Origin of the sequence: Polaribacter sp. Hel1_85 (assembly GCF_000766795.1) — a bacterium.
Taxonomy (GTDB): domain Bacteria; phylum Bacteroidota; class Bacteroidia; order Flavobacteriales; family Flavobacteriaceae; genus Polaribacter.
The window spans coordinates 900,974-925,241 of record NZ_JPDS01000002.1 but is presented as its reverse complement, the minus strand read 5'-3'; the positions used below and the strand labels follow the sequence as shown (position 1 = coordinate 925,241).

19 protein-coding genes are annotated in these 24,268 nt (G+C 31.9%); 12 read left to right on the top strand and 7 right to left on the bottom strand.

All coding sequences use genetic code 11. The features are described 5' to 3' along the window. Window positions 1–80 precede the first annotated feature (80 nt). The 5 genes from PHEL85_RS11100 to PHEL85_RS17990 all read left to right on the top strand — a co-directional run bounded on the left by PHEL85_RS11100 (window position 81) and on the right by PHEL85_RS17990 (window position 8,458). A complete protein-coding gene (locus PHEL85_RS11100) occupies window positions 81–728 on the top strand; it encodes a response regulator (RefSeq protein WP_036825027.1) in 648 nt (215 codons plus the stop codon). A gap of 135 nt (window positions 729–863) precedes the next feature. Beyond that, window positions 864–1,682 (top strand): FG-GAP-like repeat-containing protein, encoded by an 819-nt coding sequence (locus PHEL85_RS11095; RefSeq protein ID WP_036825026.1) that lies wholly within the window; start codon window positions 864–866, stop codon window positions 1,680–1,682. Then, window positions 1,655–2,386, top strand: coding sequence for a T9SS type A sorting domain-containing protein (locus tag PHEL85_RS11090; RefSeq protein WP_410477251.1), 732 nt, complete (start codon window positions 1,655–1,657; stop codon window positions 2,384–2,386). The genes PHEL85_RS11095 and PHEL85_RS11090 overlap by 28 nt, the downstream gene beginning before the upstream one ends. Before the next feature lie 180 nt (window positions 2,387–2,566). After that, window positions 2,567–8,269 carry an FG-GAP-like repeat-containing protein gene (locus PHEL85_RS11085; protein WP_081965130.1) on the top strand — a complete coding sequence of 1,901 codons (5,703 nt, stop codon included), beginning with the start codon at window positions 2,567–2,569 and terminating at the stop codon, window positions 8,267–8,269. 15 nt (window positions 8,270–8,284) lie between these two features. Then, on the top strand, window positions 8,285–8,458 hold the full coding sequence (locus PHEL85_RS17990; protein WP_200882351.1) for a hypothetical protein: 174 nt from the start codon (window positions 8,285–8,287) through the stop codon (window positions 8,456–8,458). A 42-nt stretch (window positions 8,459–8,500) separates the two neighbouring features. Here the strand turns inward: PHEL85_RS17990 and PHEL85_RS11080 are convergent, their stop codons facing one another. Continuing rightward, complete coding sequence (locus PHEL85_RS11080; RefSeq protein ID WP_036825019.1) at window positions 8,501–9,976, bottom strand: Na+/H+ antiporter NhaC family protein; 1,476 nt, start codon at window positions 9,974–9,976, stop codon at window positions 8,501–8,503. A gap of 91 nt (window positions 9,977–10,067) precedes the next feature. On the opposite strand from PHEL85_RS11080, the gene glpK reads away from it, so the two are divergent. The 5 genes from glpK (at window position 10,068) to PHEL85_RS11055 (ending at window position 17,386) form a co-directional block, all read left to right on the top strand. Then, the gene (gene glpK, locus PHEL85_RS11075; protein ID WP_156109193.1) at window positions 10,068–11,552 is read left to right on the top strand and encodes a glycerol kinase GlpK; all 1,485 of its coding nucleotides are present in this window, start codon (window positions 10,068–10,070) and stop codon (window positions 11,550–11,552) included. A gap of 3 nt (window positions 11,553–11,555) precedes the next feature. Further along, complete coding sequence (locus PHEL85_RS11070) at window positions 11,556–12,098, top strand: pyridoxamine 5'-phosphate oxidase family protein (protein WP_036825017.1); 543 nt, start codon at window positions 11,556–11,558, stop codon at window positions 12,096–12,098. Window positions 12,099–12,251: 153 nt separating this feature from the next. Then, window positions 12,252–13,898 carry a glycerol-3-phosphate dehydrogenase/oxidase gene (locus PHEL85_RS11065; RefSeq protein ID WP_036825015.1) on the top strand — a complete coding sequence of 549 codons (1,647 nt, stop codon included), beginning with the start codon at window positions 12,252–12,254 and terminating at the stop codon, window positions 13,896–13,898. Between the two features lie 173 nt (window positions 13,899–14,071). Further along, a complete protein-coding gene (locus PHEL85_RS11060; RefSeq protein ID WP_036825013.1) occupies window positions 14,072–15,592 on the top strand; it encodes an alkaline phosphatase PhoX in 1,521 nt (506 codons plus the stop codon). Window positions 15,593–15,595: 3 nt separating this feature from the next. Next, entirely contained in the window at window positions 15,596–17,386 is a 1,791-nt protein-coding gene (locus tag PHEL85_RS11055; RefSeq protein ID WP_036825011.1) for a cytochrome-c peroxidase, read from the top strand. Between the two features lie 36 nt (window positions 17,387–17,422). Here the strand turns inward: PHEL85_RS11055 and PHEL85_RS11050 are convergent, their stop codons facing one another. From PHEL85_RS11050 to PHEL85_RS11040, 3 genes are read right to left on the bottom strand one after another with little or no spacing between them, the layout of a single operon-like run. Beyond that, on the bottom strand, window positions 17,423–18,688 hold the full coding sequence (locus PHEL85_RS11050; RefSeq protein ID WP_036825010.1) for an MFS transporter: 1,266 nt from the start codon (window positions 18,686–18,688) through the stop codon (window positions 17,423–17,425). A gap of 3 nt (window positions 18,689–18,691) precedes the next feature. Further along, window positions 18,692–19,351 carry a hypothetical protein gene (locus PHEL85_RS11045; protein ID WP_036825008.1) on the bottom strand — a complete coding sequence of 220 codons (660 nt, stop codon included), beginning with the start codon at window positions 19,349–19,351 and terminating at the stop codon, window positions 18,692–18,694. A gap of 43 nt (window positions 19,352–19,394) precedes the next feature. Beyond that, the gene (locus PHEL85_RS11040; RefSeq protein ID WP_036825007.1) at window positions 19,395–20,390 is read right to left on the bottom strand and encodes an NAD(P)H-dependent glycerol-3-phosphate dehydrogenase; all 996 of its coding nucleotides are present in this window, start codon (window positions 20,388–20,390) and stop codon (window positions 19,395–19,397) included. A 96-nt stretch (window positions 20,391–20,486) separates the two neighbouring features. Here PHEL85_RS11040 and PHEL85_RS11035 point away from each other — a divergent pair, with 96 nt between their 5' ends. Both PHEL85_RS11035 and dut read left to right on the top strand, forming a co-directional pair. After that, window positions 20,487–21,359 carry an alpha/beta hydrolase gene (locus PHEL85_RS11035; RefSeq protein WP_036825006.1) on the top strand — a complete coding sequence of 291 codons (873 nt, stop codon included), beginning with the start codon at window positions 20,487–20,489 and terminating at the stop codon, window positions 21,357–21,359. A gap of 2 nt (window positions 21,360–21,361) precedes the next feature. Continuing rightward, the gene (gene dut / locus PHEL85_RS11030) at window positions 21,362–21,793 is read left to right on the top strand and encodes a dUTP diphosphatase (protein ID WP_036825005.1); all 432 of its coding nucleotides are present in this window, start codon (window positions 21,362–21,364) and stop codon (window positions 21,791–21,793) included. Window positions 21,794–21,872: 79 nt separating this feature from the next. Here the strand turns inward: dut and PHEL85_RS11025 are convergent, their stop codons facing one another. From PHEL85_RS11025 to recA, 3 genes are all read right to left on the bottom strand, one after another. Beyond that, window positions 21,873–22,403, bottom strand: a complete 531-nt coding sequence (locus PHEL85_RS11025) for a hypothetical protein (RefSeq protein WP_036825004.1) — start codon at window positions 22,401–22,403, stop codon at window positions 21,873–21,875. Window positions 22,404–22,542: 139 nt separating this feature from the next. After that, window positions 22,543–23,082: a GNAT family N-acetyltransferase gene (locus tag PHEL85_RS11020; RefSeq protein WP_036825003.1), complete on the bottom strand. Its 540-nt coding sequence runs from the start codon at window positions 23,080–23,082 to the stop codon at window positions 22,543–22,545. A gap of 162 nt (window positions 23,083–23,244) precedes the next feature. Continuing rightward, on the bottom strand, window positions 23,245–24,252 hold the full coding sequence (gene recA / locus PHEL85_RS11015) for a recombinase RecA (protein ID WP_036825001.1): 1,008 nt from the start codon (window positions 24,250–24,252) through the stop codon (window positions 23,245–23,247). Between the last annotated feature and the right edge of the window lie 16 nt (window positions 24,253–24,268).

The window sequence follows — 24,268 nt, the reverse complement described above, 5'->3', positions numbered from 1 at the left end:
TTGCGGAATTTTCTTTACTTTTTTTTAAAATAGTTATTGTAATTTGCGGAGTATAATAAGTTAACTGAGTTTCCTAAAAAATGTCAAATAAGAACATTACCATTGTACTAGCAGATGATCATCCTATTATGCTAAAAGGAATCAAGCAAGAATTAGAACTTGCGGGGTATTCCATAGTAGCCGCGGTAGATAATGGTGCATCAGCATTAGACAGTATTATATTAAATCAGCCTGATATTGCCCTACTTGACATAGAAATGCCTATACTTAATGGTTTTGAGGTCGTTAAACATTGTATATCTCAAAATCTTAAAACACGGTATATAGTGATGACGTATCACAAGCAAAAAGGATTTGTGGTTCAGGCAAAAAAAGTAGGAGTTCAAGGATATTTGCTTAAAGAAGATAGTATAGAAGAAATAAAAAAATGTATCGATATTGTTATGGATGGCGAGTCGTACTATAGTTCTTCATTTAAAGAAAATTTTGAAAATTCTGTAGAAGACGAACTGAAAAAAATCCAGCTTCTAACACCTTCAGAGCGTACGATTATCAGATTAATTTCTCAAGGAAAAAATTCAACAGAAATTGGAGAAATCCTTACAGTATCCAACAGAACCATTCAAAAACACCGCGCAAATATCATTGCGAAATTAGAACTTGAACCTATCAGTGATGCTATTTCTCAGTGGACAGAAAACTACAAAGAAATTATCGTTTCATTATAGCATAAATTTTTCCTTATACCCATCTTCTTTCTCATAGTCTTATATACGTACACTACGTAAAATCTGCACTTTATACCTATGGTTTCACATGGGGCATTCCTGTAGTTTTGTATTAGTAATACTAAAAAAATTACAATGAAAACCTTTCCCTTACACTTTAGAACCTTTTGCATTCTATTTTTTGTAGCTACAACTAGTTTTGCACAAAATATAGTATCAATGTCTCCAACGGTTAATAATACGCAAGTACCGATTGATAGCAATCTTATTTTAACCTTTGATACTTTTATTAATAGTAATATGCTCAATGCAACTAGTATTGTTGTTACTGGTGAGCATACAGGTACAATTTCGGGTACCTTTTCAGGAATAGATACGAACATTATTACGTTTAATCCAGATCAAAATTTTAAACATGGCGAACTCATAAGTGTATCTATTAAAAATTCGGTCATAACGCTCGTAGGTTCATTTACCACAGCAGTAAACCCAAACAGTCCCGGAGAGTTTTTTTACGGTCAGGAAACCATAAGCACTCAGGCAGACGGAGCTTTTTGCGTCAGAGCTGCCGATTTGGATGGTGATGGAGATATAGATGTACTTTCAGCTTCAACAAATGACAACCGCATTGCTTGGTATGAAAATGATGGAGCAGGAAACTTTGGTCCGCAACAAATTATTACAACGGCTGTAAATTACGCTACTGCTGTTTCTGCCGCTGATATGGATGGAGATGGAGACCTAGATGTACTTTCGGCTTCAGCAGATGATGATCGTATTGCTTGGTATGAAAACGATGGCGCAGGAAATTTTGGTCCACAACAAACCATTACAACGAATGCAAATTTAATTAGAAAAATATATACAGCCGATTTAGATGGAGACGGTGATATGGATGTCTTTCCCCTTCTCTTAATACGAGTAATATTTTTTGGTATGAAAATAATGGCGTAGGAAGTCCTTGGACAGAACACAATCTTAATAATGGAAACTCTTCAATCGCAATATATGCTGCCGACTTAGATAATGATGGTGATCTCGATGTGCTATTCGCCTCAACTACTGAAGATATTTCTTGGTATGAAAATGACGGCACAGGTATTTTTGCGCCCAGACAATTCGTTACGATGGCTATTTTTTCTGCTAAAAGTGTGTACGCAGCAGATATAGATGGCGATGGAGATATGGATGTACTATCCGCTTCTTCTGGTGATAATGTGATTGCTTGGTATGAAAATGATGGAACTGGAAACTTTGGAGCACTACAAACAATAAGTACTACAGCAAATTCCCCCAGATCAATCTATGCAGCAGATATATATGGCGATGGAGACATAGATGTGCTTTCTGCCTCTCTTTATGATGATCGTATTGCTTGGTATGAAAATGCAAGTAATACTTTAAGTGTAGATGCTAACGAATTGAATAATGAATTACTGGTGTATCCTAATCCAGCTACAAATCAAATTACAATAACTAATTTAGCTTTACAAAAAATAGAAATTTATGACTTAACTGGACGTTTAGTAAAGTCAGTAAGCACAATCAATAATGAAGAAACAATTCGTATTGACATCTCAAGTTTACACGCAGCTAGTTATCTTATCAAGGTAATTACTGACAAAGCAGTAGTGACAAAAAAACTCATTAAAACCTAAGCAATTATTAATAGCCAACCTTATTGCTGAACTGACCTTAACAACAATTCTTGTGTTAGGGTCTTTTTTTTTTAATATGATTATGATATACGTACCCTACGTAATATTTGCAGTTTCTACGTATTGTATTGCGTAGGCATTTGTTATAGTATTGTATCAGATTCATAAAGTTATTTAATAATGAAAAAAATTTCCCTTAGTATACTTTTAAGTATATGCGCTTTTTCTTTAATGGCTCAAACAATTAACAACAATAATGGCTCATTAACGAATACCAGTACAGCAACCATTCAATTTACAAATTCTAGTTCAGAAACACGCTCTACAGCTACAGCTACCTTACCAATGTTAAGCAGTGGCGCTGTTGCTGTTGCATTTACTCTCGATGGTGGAGATGGCGGTACAGCAACTTGGGATGGTCTATTCACAGATTTAATGGCTCAAGGTGGAGAAGGCGGTCGCGTTACCTTTACCTTACCCATTACTACAGTAAACCAAGGACAAACCATTACTTTCTATCAAGGAAAGCGTGGAGAAAGCTTTACCCATTCAATAAATGCATCTGGAGGTGGTGGTGGTTCTACTGCCATTGTAGCTCATGATGGACTACTTTTAGCCATAGCTGGTGGTGGTGGTGGTGGTGGTGCTTCAGAACTAAACCAATCCAGTGGTAATCCTGGTCATCCTGGTCTGGCGAGTGGTTATTGGGATGTACTTGGTAATGGCAAAGAAAGTCCGTGTAGTACAAATATTGACGGACATGTTGGAGATCATGTACTTCCTCATGGGGGTGCTTCAAAGGTTAGAATAAACTATGTAATAACACCAGATGTAGGAGGTGCTGATTTCGATCATGGTATATTTGTTGGTGCTGGTGGAGGTGGTGGATTTCAAGGTCAATATAATCATCCTCAAGGCATACATTATATAGAAATTACAGGAAAATCTGCTGATTATGGAGGGCTTGGAGGGCACCACCCAGTACAACAAGTTCTCTATGGATCGTCTTGCGATGCTGGTAACCCATTTTCACTAGGTTGTGGTTCTGTCACTACGGTTGATGCTAGTCGTGGTGGTGCTGGCTATTCTGGTGGAGGTGTTGGAGGCGTATATATAAATGATCTAATGGATCCTATTTTTGCGGGTAGCCAAGGATCACCTACAAAAAACTGTTCACAACAAGTAAATACATTTGGTCAAGGTGGCGGCGGTGGCGGCTATTATGGTGGCGGCGGTGGTGATATTGAAGCTGGTGGTGGTGGTGGTACATCCTACATACGTTCATCATTATTAAATAAAGTATCAATACAAGGCAACACTACAACTAATCCTCAAAATGGTTTTGTACAGTACAGGGTAATATTAGATGGAGAAAATCCTGTTGCTGTATGTCAAAATGCTACTGCTATCATTGGAAGAAGTCAAACATTAACTAATAATGGAGATATTCTTCCTGCTTCTGGCCAAGATGGTGTCGCAATAATAGACCCATTAACTCTTGATGGAGGTTCTACAGATGATGGAGAAATTGCAAACAGAACAGCTACACCTAGTAGTTTAACTTGTGCCGATATGGGAGGTACAGTACCTGTAATCCTTACAGTTACAGATCTTAATGGAAATCCGGATAGTTGTACAACACAAGTAACCGTAATCGATAATTTTGCACCGACCATTACTAGTGCTACTTATAATGCTATTATTCTTAACAGCGATTATGGGCTCATAGATATGGGAACCAATACTTCCATGACAGTTACACCGCCTACTTTAACTTTTGTAGACAACTGTGCTGTGCAAAGTGTTGTACAGGCTGAACCTTTTACAGTAACCTGTGCAGATATAGGACAAACCATCTATAAAGAAGTGGTAGCTACAGACACCTCTGGCAATGAAAATACCATAATGTTAGAATTTACCATTACAACAATCAGTGCTTTACCTTCAGGTGTCATTTATGTAGATGCTAATCGTCCAGATGATACTGGTGATGGGTTAAGTTGGGCTACGGCTAAAAAACACCTCAACTCCGCATTAGCTTTAAGTGACAATGCGTGTAATAACAATCGTGAAATATGGGTGGCTGCAGGTACCTATTACCCAGATGAAGGTGATGGACAAACCAATGACGATAGAGCAGCCATGTTTTTAATGAGAGATATGCCAATTTATGGAGGTTTCGCAGGGTTTGAGACACTTTTAAGTCAACGAGATATTCGTGCGAATATAACCATACTTAATGGGGATTTACAACAAAATGATAACACTGGAACCATCACAGATAATGCCTACCATGTTGTTGGTGATGCTGGACTCTCTACATTGGCAAAGTTAGACGGATTTACAATAACAGGCGGGAATGCAAATGGAGGTTTTACAGAAGGCGGTGGTGGTGCCATCATAAGTTATAGTTCCTTTGCCACTATTAGCAATTGTATTATTTCTGGAAATATAGGCAGATTTGGGGGTGCTATACTAAGTTTACAGAGCTCTCTTACATTAGTTAATTGTATACTAAGCGGAAATAGAGCTGATGAAGGCGGTGCTATTTATAACCTTTCTAATGCAAATACTACACTAATAAATTGCACCGTATCTGGTAATAATGCAACCAATGAAGGTGGAGCCATTTTTATAGACGCCGTTTCTTCTTCAGAAATTTATAATTCAATCATTTGGAATAATCAGGAAAATGGAGCAACTAATACGGCAGGTGCATCAGTTGTAAACAATGGTACTATTACTTACGGAAACAGTTTAGTGGCTACCATTTCTGCTACAGGTATTATTACTAATGCCAACCCATTATTTGAGGAAGATATTGATTTTTTAACCACAACACTGCCCACAACTAGCGGAGACTTCAGAACAAACTCTCCCTTAATTACTGATGCTGGTCATAACAGTTACAATACAATTGCTACAGATATATATGGAAATGAACGGATACAAAACGGAACAATTGATCTTGGTCCTTTTGAAAACGCTAAACCTACATTAATATATGTAAATCCTATAGCAACTGCTACAAATATTGATGAAGCAGCAACCATTATGCTTACTTTTGATATTCCTATAGCAGCAAGCAACCTCAACTCAAATGCGATTGTGATTTCAGGTTCTCAAACAGGAATAATACCAGGAACATTTGCTGGTGGTGATACAACGAATATTACCTTCAATCCTTCACAAAATTTCAAGCCTGGAGAAATTATTACAATCAATGTTACATCATCTATTGTAAACAACCCTACAATTAGTGCTTTTACTGTTACAGTTCCTACATCAGGCGCGCCCGCAACAATTACTGATACAAAATTAATCGTAAGTAATGTTGCTGGTCAAGCCTCAAGTGTTATATGTGGCGATATAGATGGTGATGGCGATTTAGACATGGTAGCAACTTCTGTTTCCGATGATAAAATTGCTTGGTATGAAAATGATGGTTTGGCTACGCCATCATTTACTGAACATATTATAACAACAACAGCTGATAGAAGTTGGAATGTAACTATAGCCGATGTAGATGGAGATGGGCATATAGATATTATAGCTACGTCTTATTTTGACACCTCAATAGCTTGGTATAAAAATGATGGAAATGCTACACCTAGTTTCAGCCAACAGCTACTAAGCAATACAGTTAGCACTCCATATAGTATTACTTCTGGCGATATAGATAATGATGGCGATATAGATATATTAGTAGCTTCTTTAAATGATGATAGTATTATTTGGTTTGAAAATGATGGGACAGCAACTCCAAACTTTACTCAAAATACCATCACTACAACAGCCGATGGTATCCGAAGTGTAACAATTGGCGATTTGGATAATGATGGCGATTTAGATATCATATCAGCATCATTTAACGACAATACAATTGCTTGGTATACAAACGACGGCGCCACAAATCCATTATTCTCAAAACAAATAATAAGTACTAATGCTATTGGTGCTATTTCAGTCACAGTAGGAGACATGAATAGTGATGGTCACTTAGATATTGTATCAGCATCTCTCAACGACAACAAAGTTGCTTGGTATAAAAACGATGGAGCTGCCATGCCTGACTTTACTTCTCAAGTAATATCAACAAATACTGTAAACCCTAGATGTGTTAGTGTTGGAGATCTTGATGGCGATGGTAATTTAGACATACAGTCTGCATCTGTAGGAAGTGATGAAATTGTATGGTATACAAATGATGGAACTGCCAATCCTACCTTTATACAAAATACGATAAACACTACTGCTGATGGTCCTTATTGGGTTACTGTTGGAGATGTAGATGGTAATGGTACCTTAGATGTTGTATCGGCTTCTGTAAATGATAATACGATTGCTTGGTACCCAACCTTATTACCTATAACAACATGGACTGGAGCAACTAATAATGAATGGAATATAGCTTCAAACTGGGACAATAATGTACCTACAATTTCTAATCGTGTTATTATACCTAGTGGACTAACTAATTATCCTACAGCTTCATCTGCAGTAAATATAGCATCTTTAACTATTAACTCAGGAGCTACTTTAATTGCTCATTCTACTTTTAATGGTTTAATCACTTATAATAGAAACTTATCTACAGACAATTGGTATTTGGTATCTTCTCCTTTAGAAAATCAAACAGTTGTAAACTTTTTAAAGTCAAATAATTTAGCATTAAGTACTACCAGTTCTGGAGTTAATCAAAGAGTAAGTTTAGCGTTATATGACAATACACAAACTATTGTAAATAATAGATGGAATTATTATACCATAGGAGATTATGATGGTTTAAGTGCCGATGACACATTAGATAAAATGGATTCTGGTAAAGGGTTTTCTATAAAATTAGCTACTGTTGGAAACCTAAATTTTGAAGGAAATATAAATACCAACAATATAACTAGAAACATTACTACAGGAACAATAAATGATTACAATTTAGTAGGTAACCCTTATTTATCATATATAAATGCGAATACTTTTTTAACAACAAATAGTATTACTAACACAAATATAGATGGAACTATTTGGATTTGGAACCAACAAACAAATAGTTATGAAGCAAAAAATCTTGCTAGTTCATTAAAAATAGCTCCAGTACAAGGTTTCTTTGTAAAAAAAGTTGCTGGATCAAATATACTTTTTGAAGAAAATTCTCAAAGTCATGAAACCACAGATAGTTTTCAAAAAAACGATTCAAAAACAGCAATTAAATTACTTTTATCAGATGGTGTAAATAATACCTATGCTAAAGTATTTTTTATAGATGGGACTACAACTGGACATGATACTGGATATGATAGTGAATTATTTAGTGGTGTAAATTCCGATTTTACAATCTCTACTCATTTAGTTACTGGTAATGATGATGAAAATTATCAAATTCAATCTTTGCCAAATGTTGAACTTGAATCTAGGGTTATTCCTGTTAATATAAATGCTAACATTAAAAAAGAAATTACTATTTCTATTGAAACTCTAAACTTACCAACAAATTTAAAAGTCTTTTTAGAAGATAAAGTAACCAATACTTTTATTCGTTTAGATGAAGAAAATAGTGAATATCGTTTAACTTTAAAAGATACCTTAAATGAAGTTGGACGATTTTATTTACACATGTCTCAAAAAACTTTAAATATTAATAATACTTTTTTAAAGAAAGTTACTATTTACAAAAAAAATGCTTCTACTATTAGAATAGCTGGTTTACCAACAGGAAAAACAACTTTTACTTTATTTAATGCTTTAGGGAAAAAAGTTACAACTACTTTATTCGATGCCAATGGGGTAAAAGAAATTACTTTATCTGAATTCGCTGCAGGTGTATATTTTGTAAGGTTAAAAACACAAAAAGGTGTATTGAATAAAAAAATAGTTTTGGAGTAATAATTTAAAATCATCATGAAAAAAAGAATAGAAAAAAAACAAAATATTACTCGTAAAGCAGCAATAAAAAAAATAGGAAACTATAGTAAATATGTAGCTTTAACTGCTTTAGGAACGTATATAATTCTTAACCCACTAAAAGCACAATCTCAAAGCCCAGATATACCCGATCCGAGTACTGGATTTTAATTTATTATCTTTTTTATAAAAAAAGATAATTTTGTAATGACATTATCCAAAAAACCCAATAACCAAATACAAAATCACTGTAATTACACCACCAAACAAAGCATAAGGCAGTTGTGTTTTTACGTGATCTATATGATCACTAGCAGAAGCCATTGATGAAATTATTGAAGTATCTGAAATGGGAGAACAATGGTCTCCAAAAATTCCTCCTCCTAAAGTTGCAGCAACAACAATGGTAATATCTGCTCCATGAATATTTGCCATCGGAACAGAAATTGCTAGCATAATTGCAAAAGTTCCCCAAGAAGTACCTGTAGAAAATGCAATAAAAGAACTCACAATAAAAACTACAGCAGGTAGCAATTCTGGAGATAACCAACTTTCTGTAATATTTGCTACGTAATTACCAGTATCTAAAACTTTACAAGCATCACCAATTGCAAAAGCCAATAACATTAATAAAGCCAAAGGCATTAATTCGCTAATCCCTTTTAAAGTTAAGTTTACCGCTTCTTTTGGCTTCATTATTCCTTGAATGAAATACATAACCATTGCTACTAAAAGAGATGTTATAACTGCGTATAAAACAGAAGAAGATCCAGAACCTTCTCCCATAGCTTGTTGTAAATGATCTAAAAAAGAAGTTGATTCTTTAACAGCAGACCAACCTGTATATGCCAAGTTAATTGGCATCATACAAACCATTACTAACAAAGGCACAATCATGTTATACGCTTTTGCTTGAATTCCTTCTTTTGGTGGAAAAGATGTAATTTCATCAGAAACCATTGGTTTAGAACCTTCATTCATTAACAAACCTGTTTCTTTTGTTCTTTTTTCTGCTTTTTTCATCGGACCAAAATCCTTTTTTGTAAAAATGACAATGAAAACAATTGCAATTGCTAACAATGGATAAAAATTATACACAATAGAACTCATCATCACAGAAAATGGTTTGTCAATTCCTTGTGTTAACAACAATCCCATTATAAAAGCTCCCCAAGCATTAAAAGGAATTAAAATGGATGAAGGTGCAGAACTAGAATCTGCGATATAAGCTAATTTTTCTCTCGGAATTCCTAATTTATCAAAAATTGGGCGATATAAAGTACCAACCGTTAAAGAACTTATACTTGTTTCTACAAATAATAAAAGTCCTGTAAAAGTTGCCAAAACTTGAACCATAACCCTACTGTAACCAGACTTCTTTTTTTCTAATTTTACCAATCTTTTATTGATGATTTTGATAAAACCTTCTACACCTCTAGAAAATTGAATAAAAATTAATAATGCTCCTACTAAAGCGCTAAACATAATAGTTCTTGTGCTTCCTTTATCTTGAAAAACATCTACCATTCCTTCAATCATAGCTAGAGTTCCTTCTAACGGATTCCAACCTTTTATAATCAACCAAGAAAACCAAATTCCAAATAACAAAGCAATGTATACTTGCTTGGTTCTTAATGCTAAAATAATAGCAACAATTGGCGGTATTACTGAAAGAAATCCATATTCCATAAAAAAGTTTTTAATTGGGTTAAAGGTAATAATTAATAATACATATTTATAAAGTCATATTTTGTAAATTGCTTCTCAATTTTCATTTAAAATGATAAACAAATTTATTATCGCTTTAGACCAAGGAACTACAAGTTCTCGTTCTGTTGTTATTAACCAGAAAGGAGAAATTGTAGCAATAGAGCAACAAGAAATTGAACAAATTTTTCCAGAATCTAGTTGGGTTGAACATCATCCGATAGAAATTTTAGAAACACAACTCTCTACACTAAAATGTGTTATAGAAAAGGCTGGAATTCATCCAAAAGAAATTGCTGGAATCGGAATTACAAATCAAAGAGAAACCACTGTTGTTTGGAATAAAAACACAGGAAAACCTATTTATAATGCTATTGTTTGGCAAGACAAACGAACTGCAAATATTTGTGAAACTCTTAAGGAAAAAGGATTTGAAAAGCATGTAAAACAAACTACAGGTTTAGTCATTGATTCTTATTTTTCTGCAACAAAAATTCATTGGATTCTAGAAAATGTTGAAAATGCTAGAAAAGAAGCAGAAAAAGAAAACCTTCTTTTTGGAACGATTGATACTTGGGTATTATGGAATTTAACTGATAAAAAAGTTCATGCTACAGATTATAGCAATGCATCAAGAACCATGCTTTTTGATATCAAAAATTTATGTTGGGATGAAAAACTTCTATCTGTATTAAACATTCCTAAATCGATGTTACCAGAAGTAAAACCCTCTTCTTTTCACTTTGGAAATTATCATTTAGATGGTTTTGAAATTCCAATTGCAGGAATTGCAGGTGATCAACAAGCGGCTCTTTTTGGACAAGCATGTTTTAAAAAAGGGGAAGCAAAAAACACGTACGGAACTGGTTGTTTTATGTTGATGAATACTGGAACAGAAATCGAATTTTCTAAAAACGGATTGTTAACAACAATTGCTTGGGGAATTGATGATAAAATTTATTATGCTCTAGAAGGAAGTGTTTTTATTGCTGGCGCAGCAATTCAATGGTTAAGAGATGGATTACAAATTATAAAATCTGCTGAAGAAAGTGAGTTTTTTGCAGAAAAAGTTGGTGATGAAAACCCAGTAATTGTTGTTCCTGCTTTTGCTGGTTTAGGAGCACCATATTGGGACATGTATGCAAGAGGAGCCATTTTTGGATTAACCAGAGATACAGGTAAAAATCATTTAATAAAAGCAACTTTACAATCTTTAGCATATCAAACAAAAGATATTTTAATTGCAATGCAAAATGATGCAGAAACTAAATTAACTTCGTTAAAAGTTGATGGTGGAGCAAGTGCAAATAATTTATTAATGCAATTTCAAGCAGATATTTTAAATACAGTTGTAGAAAAACCAAAAATAACAGAAACAACAGTTATTGGAGCTGCTTATTTAGCTGGAATTTGTGTTGGTTTATGGAAACAATCAGATATTCTATCTCACAGAAAAATTGATAAAGAATTCTCACCAGAATTTACAGCAGAAAAAAGTGAACGATTATATAAAAGATGGTTAAAAGCAGTTGAACGAACTAAAGATTGGATTGATTAAATTATGTCAAAATTTTACACTAAAATAACAACAAGACTTCAAAAATTTATTGAAGCTCAAAAAATATTCTTCGTAGCAACTGCTCCAAATTCTGGGCGAATAAACCTGTCTCCCAAAGGAATGGATTCTTTTAGAGTTGTTAATGAAAACCGAGTTTTATGGTTAAATGTTACAGGAAGTGGAAACGAAACAGCAGCACATTTATTAGAAAATAACAGAATTACAATGATGTTTTGTGCTTTTGAAGGGGCTCCAAACATTTTACGTTTGTACGGAAAAGGAAAAGAAATAAAAGAAGGAGATACTTCTTGGAATAATTTAATTACATTGTTTCCAGAAACTCCGGGAACGCGTCAAATATTTGATATTACTATAGAATCTGCTCAAACTTCTTGCGGAATGTCAATTCCTTTTTACGAATATCAAGGAGAAAGAAACGAATTAAATGATTGGGCTAGAGAAAAAGGAAAAGAAGGAATTAAAGATTATTGGGAAAGTAAAAATCAAACAAGTATTGATGGTTTACCAACAAACATTTTAAAATAAAACATCTTTTGTCATTTCGAATATTACTGAAATCAAAAGATATTTTGATTGAAAGTAGCTTGGGTAGCAAATAAGTGAAATTGAGAAATCTCATAAATAGTAAGATTTTTCCACAAGGTCGAAATGACAAATTAAAAATTTATAAAGCAATACATGAACAATTTTTCATATTTCAACAGAGAAAATATTACCACAGATTTACAATCTACAGAATTTGATTTACTAATTATTGGAGGTGGAATTACAGGAGCAGGAATTGCTTTAGATGCAGCTTCTAGAGGAATGAAAGTTGCTTTAGTAGAAAAAAATGACTTTGCTTCTGGAACAAGTAGTAAATCTACAAAACTGATTCATGGAGGTTTACGCTACTTAAAACAATTCGATTTTTGGTTGGTAAAAGAAGTAGGAACAGAACGAGCAATTGTGCATGATTTAGCACCTCATTTAGTAGTGCCAGAAAAAATGATTTTACCTTTAATTGAAGGTGGAACTTATGGTTCTTGGTTAACTTCTATCGGATTAAAAGTCTACGATATTTTAGCTTCTGTAGAAGGTGAAGATAAACGTAAAATGCTTGATAAAGAAGAAGCTTTAGACAAAGAACCTTTGTTACCAGAAGCTATTTTAAATGGCGCTGGTTATTATGCTGAATACAGAACAGATGATGCGCGTTTAACAATTGAAGTCTTAAAAACTGCTTTAAACTACGGTACAAAAGCTCTAAATTATACAAAAGCTACCGATTTTATTTACGAAGAAAATAGAGTTGTTGGCACAACTGTAAAAGACACTATTTCTAATACTTCTTTTGATATTAAAGCGAAGTATGTTGTAAATGCAACAGGACCTTGGGTAGATAATTTACGTCAGAAAAACCACTCTAAACAAGGTAAGCGTTTGCACTTAACAAAAGGTGTTCATTTGGTTGTTACTCATGAAAAATTACCTGTAAAACAATCTGTTTATTTTGATGTGCCAGATGGTAGAATGATGTTTGCAATTCCTCGTGGAAAAGTTACTTATTTTGGAACTACAGACACCAATTATCAAGAAGATAAAAACAATGTAGAAACCAATTTAGTAGATGCTACTTATTTAATTTCTGCAGTAAATAATATGTTTCCAGAAATTAATTTAACGCTAGAGGATATTCAATCTTCTTGGGCTGGTTTAAGACCATTAATTCACGAAGAAGGGAAATCTGCATCAGAATTATCTAGAAAAGATGAAATTTTTGTTTCTGACACCGAATTGATTTCTATTGCCGGAGGAAAATTAACAGGTTATAGAAAAATGGCAGAACGAATTGTAGATTTAGTTGCAAAAAAATACAATCGTAGATTTGAGAAAGAGTTTGATGAAATAAAAACGAAAGAAATTTCACTTTCTGGTGGAACTTTTAAAAACTACCAAGAAGTAAAAAGTTACACAGACGCTATTCAAAATAGAATTGCAGAAGTAGATTTCAACAGAAAAGATGCAGAATACTTAGTGCATAATTATGGAAAACAAACAGATATTATTTTGCAAAAATTTGATGATTTAATGCATGATAATATGCAAGAAAAAATGATTCAGGCAGAAGTTTGGTTTACCATTAATTATGAAATGGCGTGTACGCCAACAGATTTTTTTATGAGAAGAACAGGGCGTTTGTTTTTTGATAAACCAAGTGTAGATACTTATAAAGAATTAGTTGTTCAATTGTTTAAAAAACATTTTAACTTAGATACTATATCAAATCAAAAAAACATTATAGAGTTAGATGCTAAACTAAAAACATCTATTGACTTCAAGTAAATCTTTTTAGATTTTTTTATCTATTATTAAAAAATTCTTTATGTTAATATTCTCATAACGTTGTTAACATTATTCTAACCCTAAATTAATAAAATAACATTTTTGCCTTAACACTATTATAAAAAGCTCAGGATATTTTTGAAAAATAATTAATCAAAAAACTTAATTAAATTATGAAAAAATTATCCTCTTTTTTTTTATTGAGCCTTATGGTTTCAATAAGTTTACTTACAATTAGTTGCGATCCGGAAGATGGTGTTAACGGCTTAGATGGAATTAATGGTATAGATGGTTCTGATGGGACAGATGGTGTAGATGGAACTGATGGTTCTGATGCAAGTGTTTTTTTAGCATCTTCAAAAACACCAAACTTTTTAAAAGTAACTAGTGATTTTTCTCATTTAAAAGTCAACCCTATTTTATCTTCAGAAGATGTTATTCCTAATTCACCAGACTTTGTTTACGGATCTATGGCTGATGGAGCAGGATTATTAGCAGAAAACGATGGAACTTTTACGTTAATTAATAATATTGAGGCAGATTTTTCAATAGCAAGAATTAAATTAAACAAAGATTTAAGACCAATGCATGGTGAGTATATTTTAAATGCGGAAGCAACAGCATTTACAGCTCAATGTTCTGGATCTATGATTACTCCAGAAGAACATGGGTTTGGTCCTTTATACCTTTCAGGTGGAGAATGGGGAGGTTCTTCTCAAGGAGTTTTCATAACTGATCCTTATAAAGATACTAGTGCAGCAAGTACTGCCGAAATGTTACCAGCTTTAGGTCAATGGGTAACAGAAAATGCAGTAGCTTTAAATCAAAACGCGTATTCAGGAAAAACAGTTGTATTTATTGGAGATGATCAAGGAGATGACTTTGTACCTTCTGGACAATTAGGGATGTATGTAGGAGATCAAGGGGACTTATCTGGTGGTAAATTATACGGATTAAAAGTAACTACTTCAGGTATAGACTACGAAGTTGATATGGCAGAAGGAACTGAATATGATGTTGAATTTGTAGAATTAGAAGAAAAAGAAATAGATGCTTTAGATGCTGAATGTAAAGCTAAAGGAGTAATGGGATTCTCTCGTTTAGAAGATATCGATTGGAGAAGAGGTTCTGCAGCGAACAACAGAGAAGTTTATTTCTGTGCTACTGGTCGTGATAAACCAGATTTAATAGGGAAAGGAACAGTTTCTGGACGTATTTATAAAGTTTCTTTAAATGAAAATGATCCAACAGGTGCAGCTAAAATCACATGTGTTTTAGATGGTGATGTTGTAGGTGGAACTGCAGCAGAATTCCTTTCGCCAGATAATATTTTAGTTACAGAAAACTATGCATATATTCAAGAAGATCCAGCGGTAAGGATTGATGGTGTGAAAACGCACTGGGCAAGATTATACCAATATAATTTAACTACAGGTGAATTAAAAGTTGTTGCTGAATGTGATCAAGATAGAGCTATGACGTTAGGTTACGGTGATGATAGTCGTTGGGAAATTACAGGAATGATTGATGTTACTGATATTGTTAACAATGGAAAAAATACATTCTTAGTAATGACACAAAACCACGATTGGCAACCAGCAGATGGAACTTCTTATACAGATCCAATGGCAATTAGTACTCCATATAGAAATGAAGGTTCAGTATTACACGTAATTACAGGATTAGAAAGATAAAATATGACTCATAAAATTATAAGTCAAGCTAAGACATACCTTTGTGTATGTCTTTTGCTTTTGACATTAGCTTGTAATAAAAAGGTAGAAAATAAGTATAAATCAATTGATGAACCTTTAAAAGAGGTTGAAAATCTGTATAATAATTATCTAACAAAAACAATTAGTAGTTTAGATAATTTTGAAGGCGCATCTGTAGAGAAACAAAAAGAACACTATGCTTTAGCAAGAAAAAATTTTAAGTTACTAGAGCCTATTTTAGCATATTCTGATAAAGGAAATTACAAATCGTTAAACGCTCCTAATATTGCTATAATAAAAGAAGAAGATATAAATGATATTAAGGTTTCTAAACCTATAGGGTTTCAAGTTATAGAAGAAAACTTGTATGAAGAACATATAGATACATTAGTATTAAATCATACAGTAAGAGTAACAAAAAACAGATTAAAACTGATTAAAAAGAACTTCTTATTAAATCTGAAAAATTACCATCTTATATGGTTACTAAGAGATCAAATAACTAGAGTAGCAACTACAGGAATTACAGGTTTCGACTCTCCAGTATTAGGAGAATCTTTACAAGAAAGTAGTTACACATACCAAACAGTAATAGATATTCTTAAAATATATGAAAACAATTTTAAGTCTAAAGAACTATTAAATCAATTTGTTTCTTTAATAGAGGAATCTCAGAAAGCATTAAACCATGATTTCGATACATTTGATAGATATAATTTTATTAAAAATCACACAAATCCTCAGTTAGAAGTATTGTTAAAAATTCAAAAAGACTGGGAAGTAACTTTTCCTTTCGAACTAGCGCTATCTAATAATATGAATACCTTGTTTTCTGAAGAAACTATCAACAAAAACTATTTTTCAGATTATTTAAGCGATACTACCAACATAAGTGAAAAAGTAGTTTTTGGTAAAGAGTTATTTAACGATGTTTCTTTGTCAAAAAATCGTAATATGGCTTGTGCTACTTGTCATGTTAAAGAATTAGCCTTTACAGATGGAAGAAAAACATTTGATAAAAATCAAAAAAGAAATACGCCTACAGTAACTTATGCAACTTATCAAAAAAGCTTTTTTACAGACGCAAGAGTAGGGAATTTAGAAGGGCAAGTTGTAGGTGTAGTTGAAAACCATGGTGAGTTTAATATGACCATGGATAAGGTGATAGAAAGAATAATGAGTAATGAAAAGTATAAAGAGAAAATAAAAGATTTATACAGCAATAAACGTGTGAATTTTAATATCCGACATGCCATTGCATCTTATATAAGAACTTTAAATACATTCAATTCTAAATTTGATAAGAATATAAGGAAAGAAGAAAATACATTAACCGCACAAGAAAAATTAGGTTTTAATCTTTTTGCGGGAAAAGCCCAATGTGCCACCTGTCACTTTTCGCCTGTTTTTAACGGAACAGTTCCTCCTAATTATAAAGATACAGAGTTAGAGTTTATAGGAGTACCTCAAACTACAGATACAATTAACGCAAAGCTATCTGATGATTTGGGAAGATATGATGTGTTTAAAACTCCAGAAAGGAAGCATTTTTTCAAAACACCAACTGTAAGAAACATAGCACTTACAGCACCTTATATGCATAATGGAGTTTATAACACTTTAGAAGAAGTTATGGACTTTTACAATAAAGGCGGCGGTGTTGGCTTAGGTATTGAAAACGAATATCAAACCTTACCTTTCGATAATTTAGAATTATCAACAGAAGAAATAAATGCCATTATAGCGTTTATGAAAACACTTACAGATCTTTAATAGTTATAAAAAGTGAGAACTTAAAGTTCTCGCTTTTTATTCTTTTTCATTAGCTTCAATCTCTGCTGTTAAATCTAAATCTCTTAAAGTTGGGTTTAAAGCACCTGTAGCAACAACAGTAATTAAAGTCATAGTTCCTCCAAAAACAACTGCCATAACTGGTCCTAAAATCTTAGCTGCTAAACCACTCTCAAAAGCACCCAGTTCATTTGAAGAACCTACAAACATTGAGTTTACAGAAGAAACTCTACCCCTCATATCATCTGGTGTTTTTAATTGTAAAATTGTTTGACGAATTACCATAGAAATTCCATCTGCAGCACCACTTATAAATAATGCTAAAATACTTACCCAGAAAATAGATGACAATCCGAAAGCTATAATACTTAAACCAAAAATAAAGACAGAAACTAACATTTTTCTACCCGTATTTCTGTTGATAGGAATATAGGTTGTTATAAACATTGTTAAGATACTTCCCATAGAAATGGATGCGTTTAAAATACCAAAACCTTCTGGACCAACCTTTAAAATATCTTGTGCAAAAACAGATAAAATAGCAACTGTTCCTCCAAATAAAACGGCAATCATATCTAAACTTAAAACTCCTAAAATTGCTTTATTTTGAAAAACAAACTTTACTCCAGCTTTTAAGCTCTCATTCATTGGTTCTCCAATTTTTTTATTTAAAATTGGTTGCTTTTTTATTTGAAATAATAAAATAAGCGATAAAATAACTAGTATAAAAACGAGACTTAACGTTTTATCTACTCCAATCCAGCTTATAAAAAATCCACCAAATAAAGCTCCTGAAACCGATGCTGTTTTCCAGGTACTTGTGCTCCAGGTTGCTGCATTGTGATATATTTTTTTAGGAACTAATAAGGCTACTAAAGAAAAAATTGTGGGTCCAAAAAAAGAACGTAAAAATCCGCCAAAGAAAACCAATGCATAAATAGAGTATAAGATTGAATTTGTTGACCAATGACCTACTACATTGTCTGATGTTAATAAAAATAAACCTAAACTAATTAATGAAAATGCAGCTGTACAAATTGCGAGTAAATTTCTTTTTTCATTTTGATCTACAATATGACCTGCAAATAAAGCCATAGAAAAAGCTGGAATTATTTCCATTAAGCCAATTATTCCTAAAGATAAAGGATCTTTTGTGATAGAATATACTTGCCATTCAATGACAATAAATTGCATAGACCAACCAAAAACAAGTAAAAATCTAACAAAAAGAAATATATTAAATTGCTTTATTCTTAGTGCAGCATAAGGATCTTGTTTCGCCATTTTTTAGCCTAATTTCATATCCATTAAAATAGCAAATGTTTGGTTGATGTCTTCTTCTTTTACAACAATTGTCATTTCATTTGTAGTAGAAATTATTTCTTGTAAAGGAATATCTGCCCAAGCTAATTGTTTTAAAATAAAATAATAAACACCAGATTGTTCTAAATTTTCTTTTGGTAATTTTATTGTAATAGAAGCCAACTCTAACATACTGTGAGTTAAGGTTTCTTTTTCAAAAATTTCTTTTACAAAAGGTTGTAAATTTTTACTTGTAACAATATTTGTTTCAAAAATACCTTGAGAAACCGTTAAAAAATAATCAGAATTTTCTGAAGATTTTGTTAGAATTTTTGCAATTTCTTTTAATAAAGAAGGTGTGTTTTTAAAAGTAAAATCGCACAAATCTGAACGTACAATAACATCACCTAAATCTAAAGCTAGTTTTTTAATGTTCTTTCTAATACGTAATTCACTTGCAGGAGAAAGTCTGTTAATTGCCATCATAACAGCGCCAACCTTTACATCTTTCTTTAAAACAGTTGAAACTTCTGGTAAAATAATTCTTGCCAAAGAAGATACGTTTATCAACTTTTCATTTAAAGCTTCTTCAATAAAAGGTGTTTTTCTAATTGTGCTTTCTACAACTTCCTGTATTGTTTTCATGACCAGTGTTTAAAAATTAATAACAATGTTCAAAATTAAACAATTAATCTAATTTATCCGTCAATTTTTTAAATTCTTTTTTTGGGTTTTCATTAGCGTATAAAATATTATAAACAGTATCTATAATTGGTGTTTTTGCACCATTTGCTTCCTTCATTTTAAAAGCACTTTTAGTAGCATAATAACCTTCAGCAATCATACTCATTTCCATCTGAGCAGATTTTACCGTATATCCTTTACCAACCATGTTTCCAAATTGTCTGTTTCTACTAAAAAGAGAGTAACCAGTAACTAACAAATCGCCTAAATAAGCAGAGTTATTAATGTTACGTTTCATTTTATGAACCTTTTTAATAAAGCGTTTCATTTCACGAATTGCATTACTCATTAAAACTGCCTGAAAATTATCTCCATAACCTAAACCATGTGCAATACCCGCTGCAACAGCATAAATATTCTTTAACATTGCAGCATATTCTGTACCAATAATGTCATCAGAAATCTTCGTTTTTATGTACCAACTTTGCAAAGCATTTCCAATACATTTTGCCTTTTCTTCGTCTTGACAAGCAATTGTTAAATAAGATAAACGTTCCATAGCAACTTCTTCTGCATGACATGGACCTGTAATTACACCAATATTTTCTAAAGGAATATTATATTCTTTATTAAAATGTTCACCAATAATTAAACCTGTTTCTGGTACAATACCTTTAATGGCAGAAAAAATGATTTTATTATCTAAAGAAACCTTTAATTTTTTTAATTCACTAGTTAAAAAAGCAGAAGGAATTGCAAAAATAAGTACATCGTAATTTTTTACAGTGTAATTTATATCACTAGATAAATCTAATTGATCTGCATTTAATTCTGCAGATTGTAAATAATTAGGATTGTGTTCATTTTCTTTAATGTGCTCAATTGCTTGATCATTTCTCATGTACCAACCAATTGTATCTATATTTTCTGTCAACATTTTTACAATGGCAGTTGCCCAACTACCACCTCCAAAAACTGCTATTTTTTTTTGTTCACTCATCATTAATTCAATTTATATATCAAAAGTAATAAAATTAGTATCTATTGATGATTGCATTTGCTAATTATTATATTTGTGAAGTTACAAAATCTACTTATGAAAAGATATTTTTTACCTTTATTATGTTTAATTTTATTGATATTATCTTGTAAAATAACACCAGTTAAGAAAGAAAAAGTAGAAATAAAAACTGAAGAAAATAAATCTACAAAAGCAACGAATGTTTCCGTTTTGGAAAAAGAATTTGTGATTGATGGTTTAAACGATCTTTCTCATAAAATTTGGTTGTATTTACCACCTAATTATGATACTTCATCAAAAAAATATCCTGTAATCTATATGCATGATGCTCAAAATTTATTTGATCAAGAAACTTCTTATGCAGGAGAATGGGAAGTTGATGAAACTTTAAATGAACTCTTTAAAAAAACCGGAAAAAGTTTTATTGTTGTTGGTGTTGAAAACGGAGGCGCAAAAAGAATTGAAGAATACACACCTTGGAAAAACCTAAAATATGGTGGAGGAAAAGGATCCATTTATGTAGACTTTTTAGTAAAAACTTTAAAACCATATATTGATAATAATTATAGAACAAAGCCTAAAGCTAAACACACTGCAATAATTGGAAGCTCTTTAGGTGGATTGATTTCTTTTTATGGTGGATTAAAATATCCTGAGGTTTTTGGTAAAATTGGTGCACTTTCTACCTCTTTTTGGTTTTCTAATAAAGTACAAGATTTTGCTACAAAAAAAGGAAATCAAAAAAACACAAAACTATATTTATTAATTGGCGATAAAGAAGGAGCTTCTATGGTTCCTGATACAGAAAATATGGCAGAACTATTAATAGATCTTGGTTTTCCAGAAGGCAATTTAAAAACAAAAGTTGTTAATGATGGAATCCATTCAGAATCTTTTTGGAAAGCAGAGTTTTTAGAAGTAATTACATATTTATATAATTTAAAATAACAATGAACGTACAAATAATTAACAAATCGAAACACGTAACACCAAATTACGAAACAGAAGGTGCTGCAGGAATGGATTTAAGAGCAAATATTGAAGAAGCTATCACATTAAAACCTTTAGAAAGAGCCATTATAAAAACTGGTTTATTTATAGCTTTACCTGTTGGTTTTGAAGCACAAGTAAGACCAAGAAGTGGTTTAGCTGCAAAAAAAGGAATTACTGTTTTAAATTCTCCAGGAACTGTAGATGCAGATTATAGAGGAGAAATTGGTGTAATTTTAGTAAACTTATCTAATGACGAATTTGTGATAAATGATGGAGAAAGAATTGCTCAATTAATTATTGCAAAACACGAACGTGTAAATTGGCAAGAGGTTAAAATTTTAAGCGAAACAGAACGTGGTTCTGGAGGTTTTGGAAGTACTGGTGTTTAAATAAAAATACTTTCCAAAAAAAATATTTTTGAATTTCTTGAGAAAAAAACTCAGAATTATTTTTAATTCTGAGTTTTTTTTATAAAGCTACTATATTTTTAATGATAACCCCATTAAAGCAATCGTCCATACATCCATCTTCAACATAACCACAAGTTGAGATTAGACCATTGTTTTCAGATTCGAAATATGATGTTGCGTCTTTTCTTTTTATTAACCATTCTTGTTCCGATTTTTCATACAATTCATCTAAGGTTAATGCATAGAAAGCACTTTTATTTTCATTCTCTAAACTATTAATTTCATTTTGATTCTCTGTCCATTCTAATTCATCTGAAGGAACATAGTCTTCTGCCCCAGATGTGTATTTAAAATGTCTTTCAATTATTTCCCCATTTAACACAGTTATCATTGTTACCCAACCATAAGGTGTAAAAACAGAACCTCTATGCACCTCATATTTATAAGAATCATTTGAAGATTCTTTAAAATTTAACCAAGCTTCTTTGCTAATTTCGAAATCATTTTGATAATCTAAATCATTAGATTCGCAAGAAGATGTTAAAATACCTGTTAAAAATAGTATAATTAAATACGTATTATTTTTCATAATTATCTTTTTAAGTTATACTTACTAGATGCATAATTTACTTATTGGTTGCGTCAAATTATTGTAAATAATATAATATTTAGATAAAAAAATATTTTTTTGTGATTGGTAAGTGGCCTTTTACCTAAATAAAAAGTTACTAGGTTAACCTTTTATAAATCTGGCTCATTTTTCTTACCTCTTTATGTAATAAATTATAAGGTAAAAAAGTATGAGAATAGTATTTATACCCCAACTTTTTATAAAACTGAAAAGCTTGGGGCTGCTCATCCATCGCATCTAACCAAATAACTTTATACCCTTTTTTAATTGCTTTTTCTTCTAACCAAGAAAGTAATTTTTTACCAATTCCGTTTCCTTGTGTTTTTTGATGCAAATAAACTCTGTGTAATTTCACTTGATTTTCTTGGTTTAAACCAGGTAGTTTTTCATCCCAAATAATTCTAAAATTACCAATAATTTCATCATTAAAAACAACAAAATAGTAATCTGCTTTTTCTTCGGATAATTCTCTTAAAATATTTTCTTTAGAATACTGTGAATTCACATACCAAGCTCCATTATCTATCCAAAAATGACTATAAGCTAAAGGATAAATCTCATTCATTAAATTATACAGTTGATTATAATCTTCTGTGTTTATTTCTTTTAAAACTAATTCTTCTGTTATGTCAATCATATTGTAAAACTATAAAAGTAAATTTGGCTTCGCAAAAGCAAGTCAATTTTACACAATAAAAATTAGTTTGTTATATTATTTTATAGCCTTAAAATAAAAAAACTACTATAGATTGATTACTTCTATAGTAGTTTTTATAATAATAGTTAGAACTTTTAAAACTTATTCTTGATTTTCAATAGCATCTTTTATTTTTCCTTCTAACTCTTCTGCTAATTCTGGATTGTCTTTAATTAATCCTTTTACAGCGTCTCTTCCTTGACCAAGTTTTGTTTCACCATAACTAAACCAAGAACCACTTTTCTTTACAATACCTAATTCTACACCAATATCTAAAATCTCTCCAACTTTAGAAATTCCTTGTCCGTACATAATATCAAATTCTGCAATTTGAAAAGGCGGTGCAACTTTATTTTTTACAACTTTAACTTTGGTACTGTTTCCAATAACTCTATCTCCGTCTTTAATTTGTGTTCTTCTTCTAATATCTAAACGAACAGAAGCATAAAATTTTAATGCATTACCACCAGTTGTAGTTTCTGGGTTACCAAACATAACGCCAATTTTTTCTCTTAACTGATTGATAAATATTACAGTACATTTTGTTTTAGAAATTGTACCAGTTAATTTACGTAAAGCTTGAGACATTAAACGTGCATGAAGACCCATTTTAGAATCTCCCATTTCTCCTTCAATCTCAGATTTTGGTGTTAAAGCTGCAACAGAATCTATTACAACAATATCTATTGCACCAGAACGAATTAAGTTTTCTGCAATTTCTAAGGCCTGCTCACCATGATCTGGCTGAGAAATAATTAAATTATCTATATCTACACCTAAATTTTCTGCGTAAAATTTATCAAACGCATGTTCTGCATCAATAAAAGCTGCAATTCCTCCCGCTTTTTGAGCTTCTGCAATTGCATGTAATGTTAAAGTTGTTTTACCAGAAGATTCTGGTCCGTAAATTTCTATTACTCTTCCTCTTGGATAACCACCAACGCCTAAAGCTAAATCTAACCCTAAAGAACCAGATGAAATTGCATCTATATCTTCTGTAACTACATCTCCTAATTTCATTACAGAACCTTTTCCGTAAGTTTTATCTAGTTTATCTAGTGTAAGTTGAAGCGCTTTAAGTTTCGCCGCTTTTTCTTTATCTGTCGCCATAAATCTTGCTATTTTT

Coding starts and splice junctions, on each gene's coding strand:
- PHEL85_RS11100 (WP_036825027.1), top strand. CDS start 81: ATGTCAAATAAGAACATTACCATTGTACTAGCAGATGATCATCCTATT.
- PHEL85_RS17990 (WP_200882351.1), top strand. CDS start 8,285: ATGAAAAAAAGAATAGAAAAAAAACAAAATATTACTCGTAAAGCAGCA.
- PHEL85_RS11070 (WP_036825017.1), top strand. CDS start 11,556: ATGTCAAAATTTTACACTAAAATAACAACAAGACTTCAAAAATTTATT.
- PHEL85_RS11085 (WP_081965130.1), top strand. CDS start 2,567: ATGAAAAAAATTTCCCTTAGTATACTTTTAAGTATATGCGCTTTTTCT.
- PHEL85_RS11060 (WP_036825013.1), top strand. CDS start 14,072: ATGAAAAAATTATCCTCTTTTTTTTTATTGAGCCTTATGGTTTCAATA.
- PHEL85_RS11080 (WP_036825019.1), bottom strand. CDS start 9,976: ATGGAATATGGATTTCTTTCAGTAATACCGCCAATTGTTGCTATTATT.
- glpK (WP_156109193.1), top strand. CDS start 10,068: ATGATAAACAAATTTATTATCGCTTTAGACCAAGGAACTACAAGTTCT.
- PHEL85_RS11045 (WP_036825008.1), bottom strand. CDS start 19,351: ATGAAAACAATACAGGAAGTTGTAGAAAGCACAATTAGAAAAACACCT.
- PHEL85_RS11050 (WP_036825010.1), bottom strand. CDS start 18,688: ATGGCGAAACAAGATCCTTATGCTGCACTAAGAATAAAGCAATTTAAT.
- recA (WP_036825001.1), bottom strand. CDS start 24,252: ATGGCGACAGATAAAGAAAAAGCGGCGAAACTTAAAGCGCTTCAACTT.
- PHEL85_RS11055 (WP_036825011.1), top strand. CDS start 15,596: ATGACTCATAAAATTATAAGTCAAGCTAAGACATACCTTTGTGTATGT.
- PHEL85_RS11025 (WP_036825004.1), bottom strand. CDS start 22,403: ATGAAAAATAATACGTATTTAATTATACTATTTTTAACAGGTATTTTA.
- PHEL85_RS11020 (WP_036825003.1), bottom strand. CDS start 23,082: ATGATTGACATAACAGAAGAATTAGTTTTAAAAGAAATAAACACAGAA.
- PHEL85_RS11095 (WP_036825026.1), top strand. CDS start 864: ATGAAAACCTTTCCCTTACACTTTAGAACCTTTTGCATTCTATTTTTT.
- PHEL85_RS11065 (WP_036825015.1), top strand. CDS start 12,252: ATGAACAATTTTTCATATTTCAACAGAGAAAATATTACCACAGATTTA.
- PHEL85_RS11035 (WP_036825006.1), top strand. CDS start 20,487: ATGAAAAGATATTTTTTACCTTTATTATGTTTAATTTTATTGATATTA.
- PHEL85_RS11040 (WP_036825007.1), bottom strand. CDS start 20,390: ATGAGTGAACAAAAAAAAATAGCAGTTTTTGGAGGTGGTAGTTGGGCA.
- dut (WP_036825005.1), top strand. CDS start 21,362: ATGAACGTACAAATAATTAACAAATCGAAACACGTAACACCAAATTAC.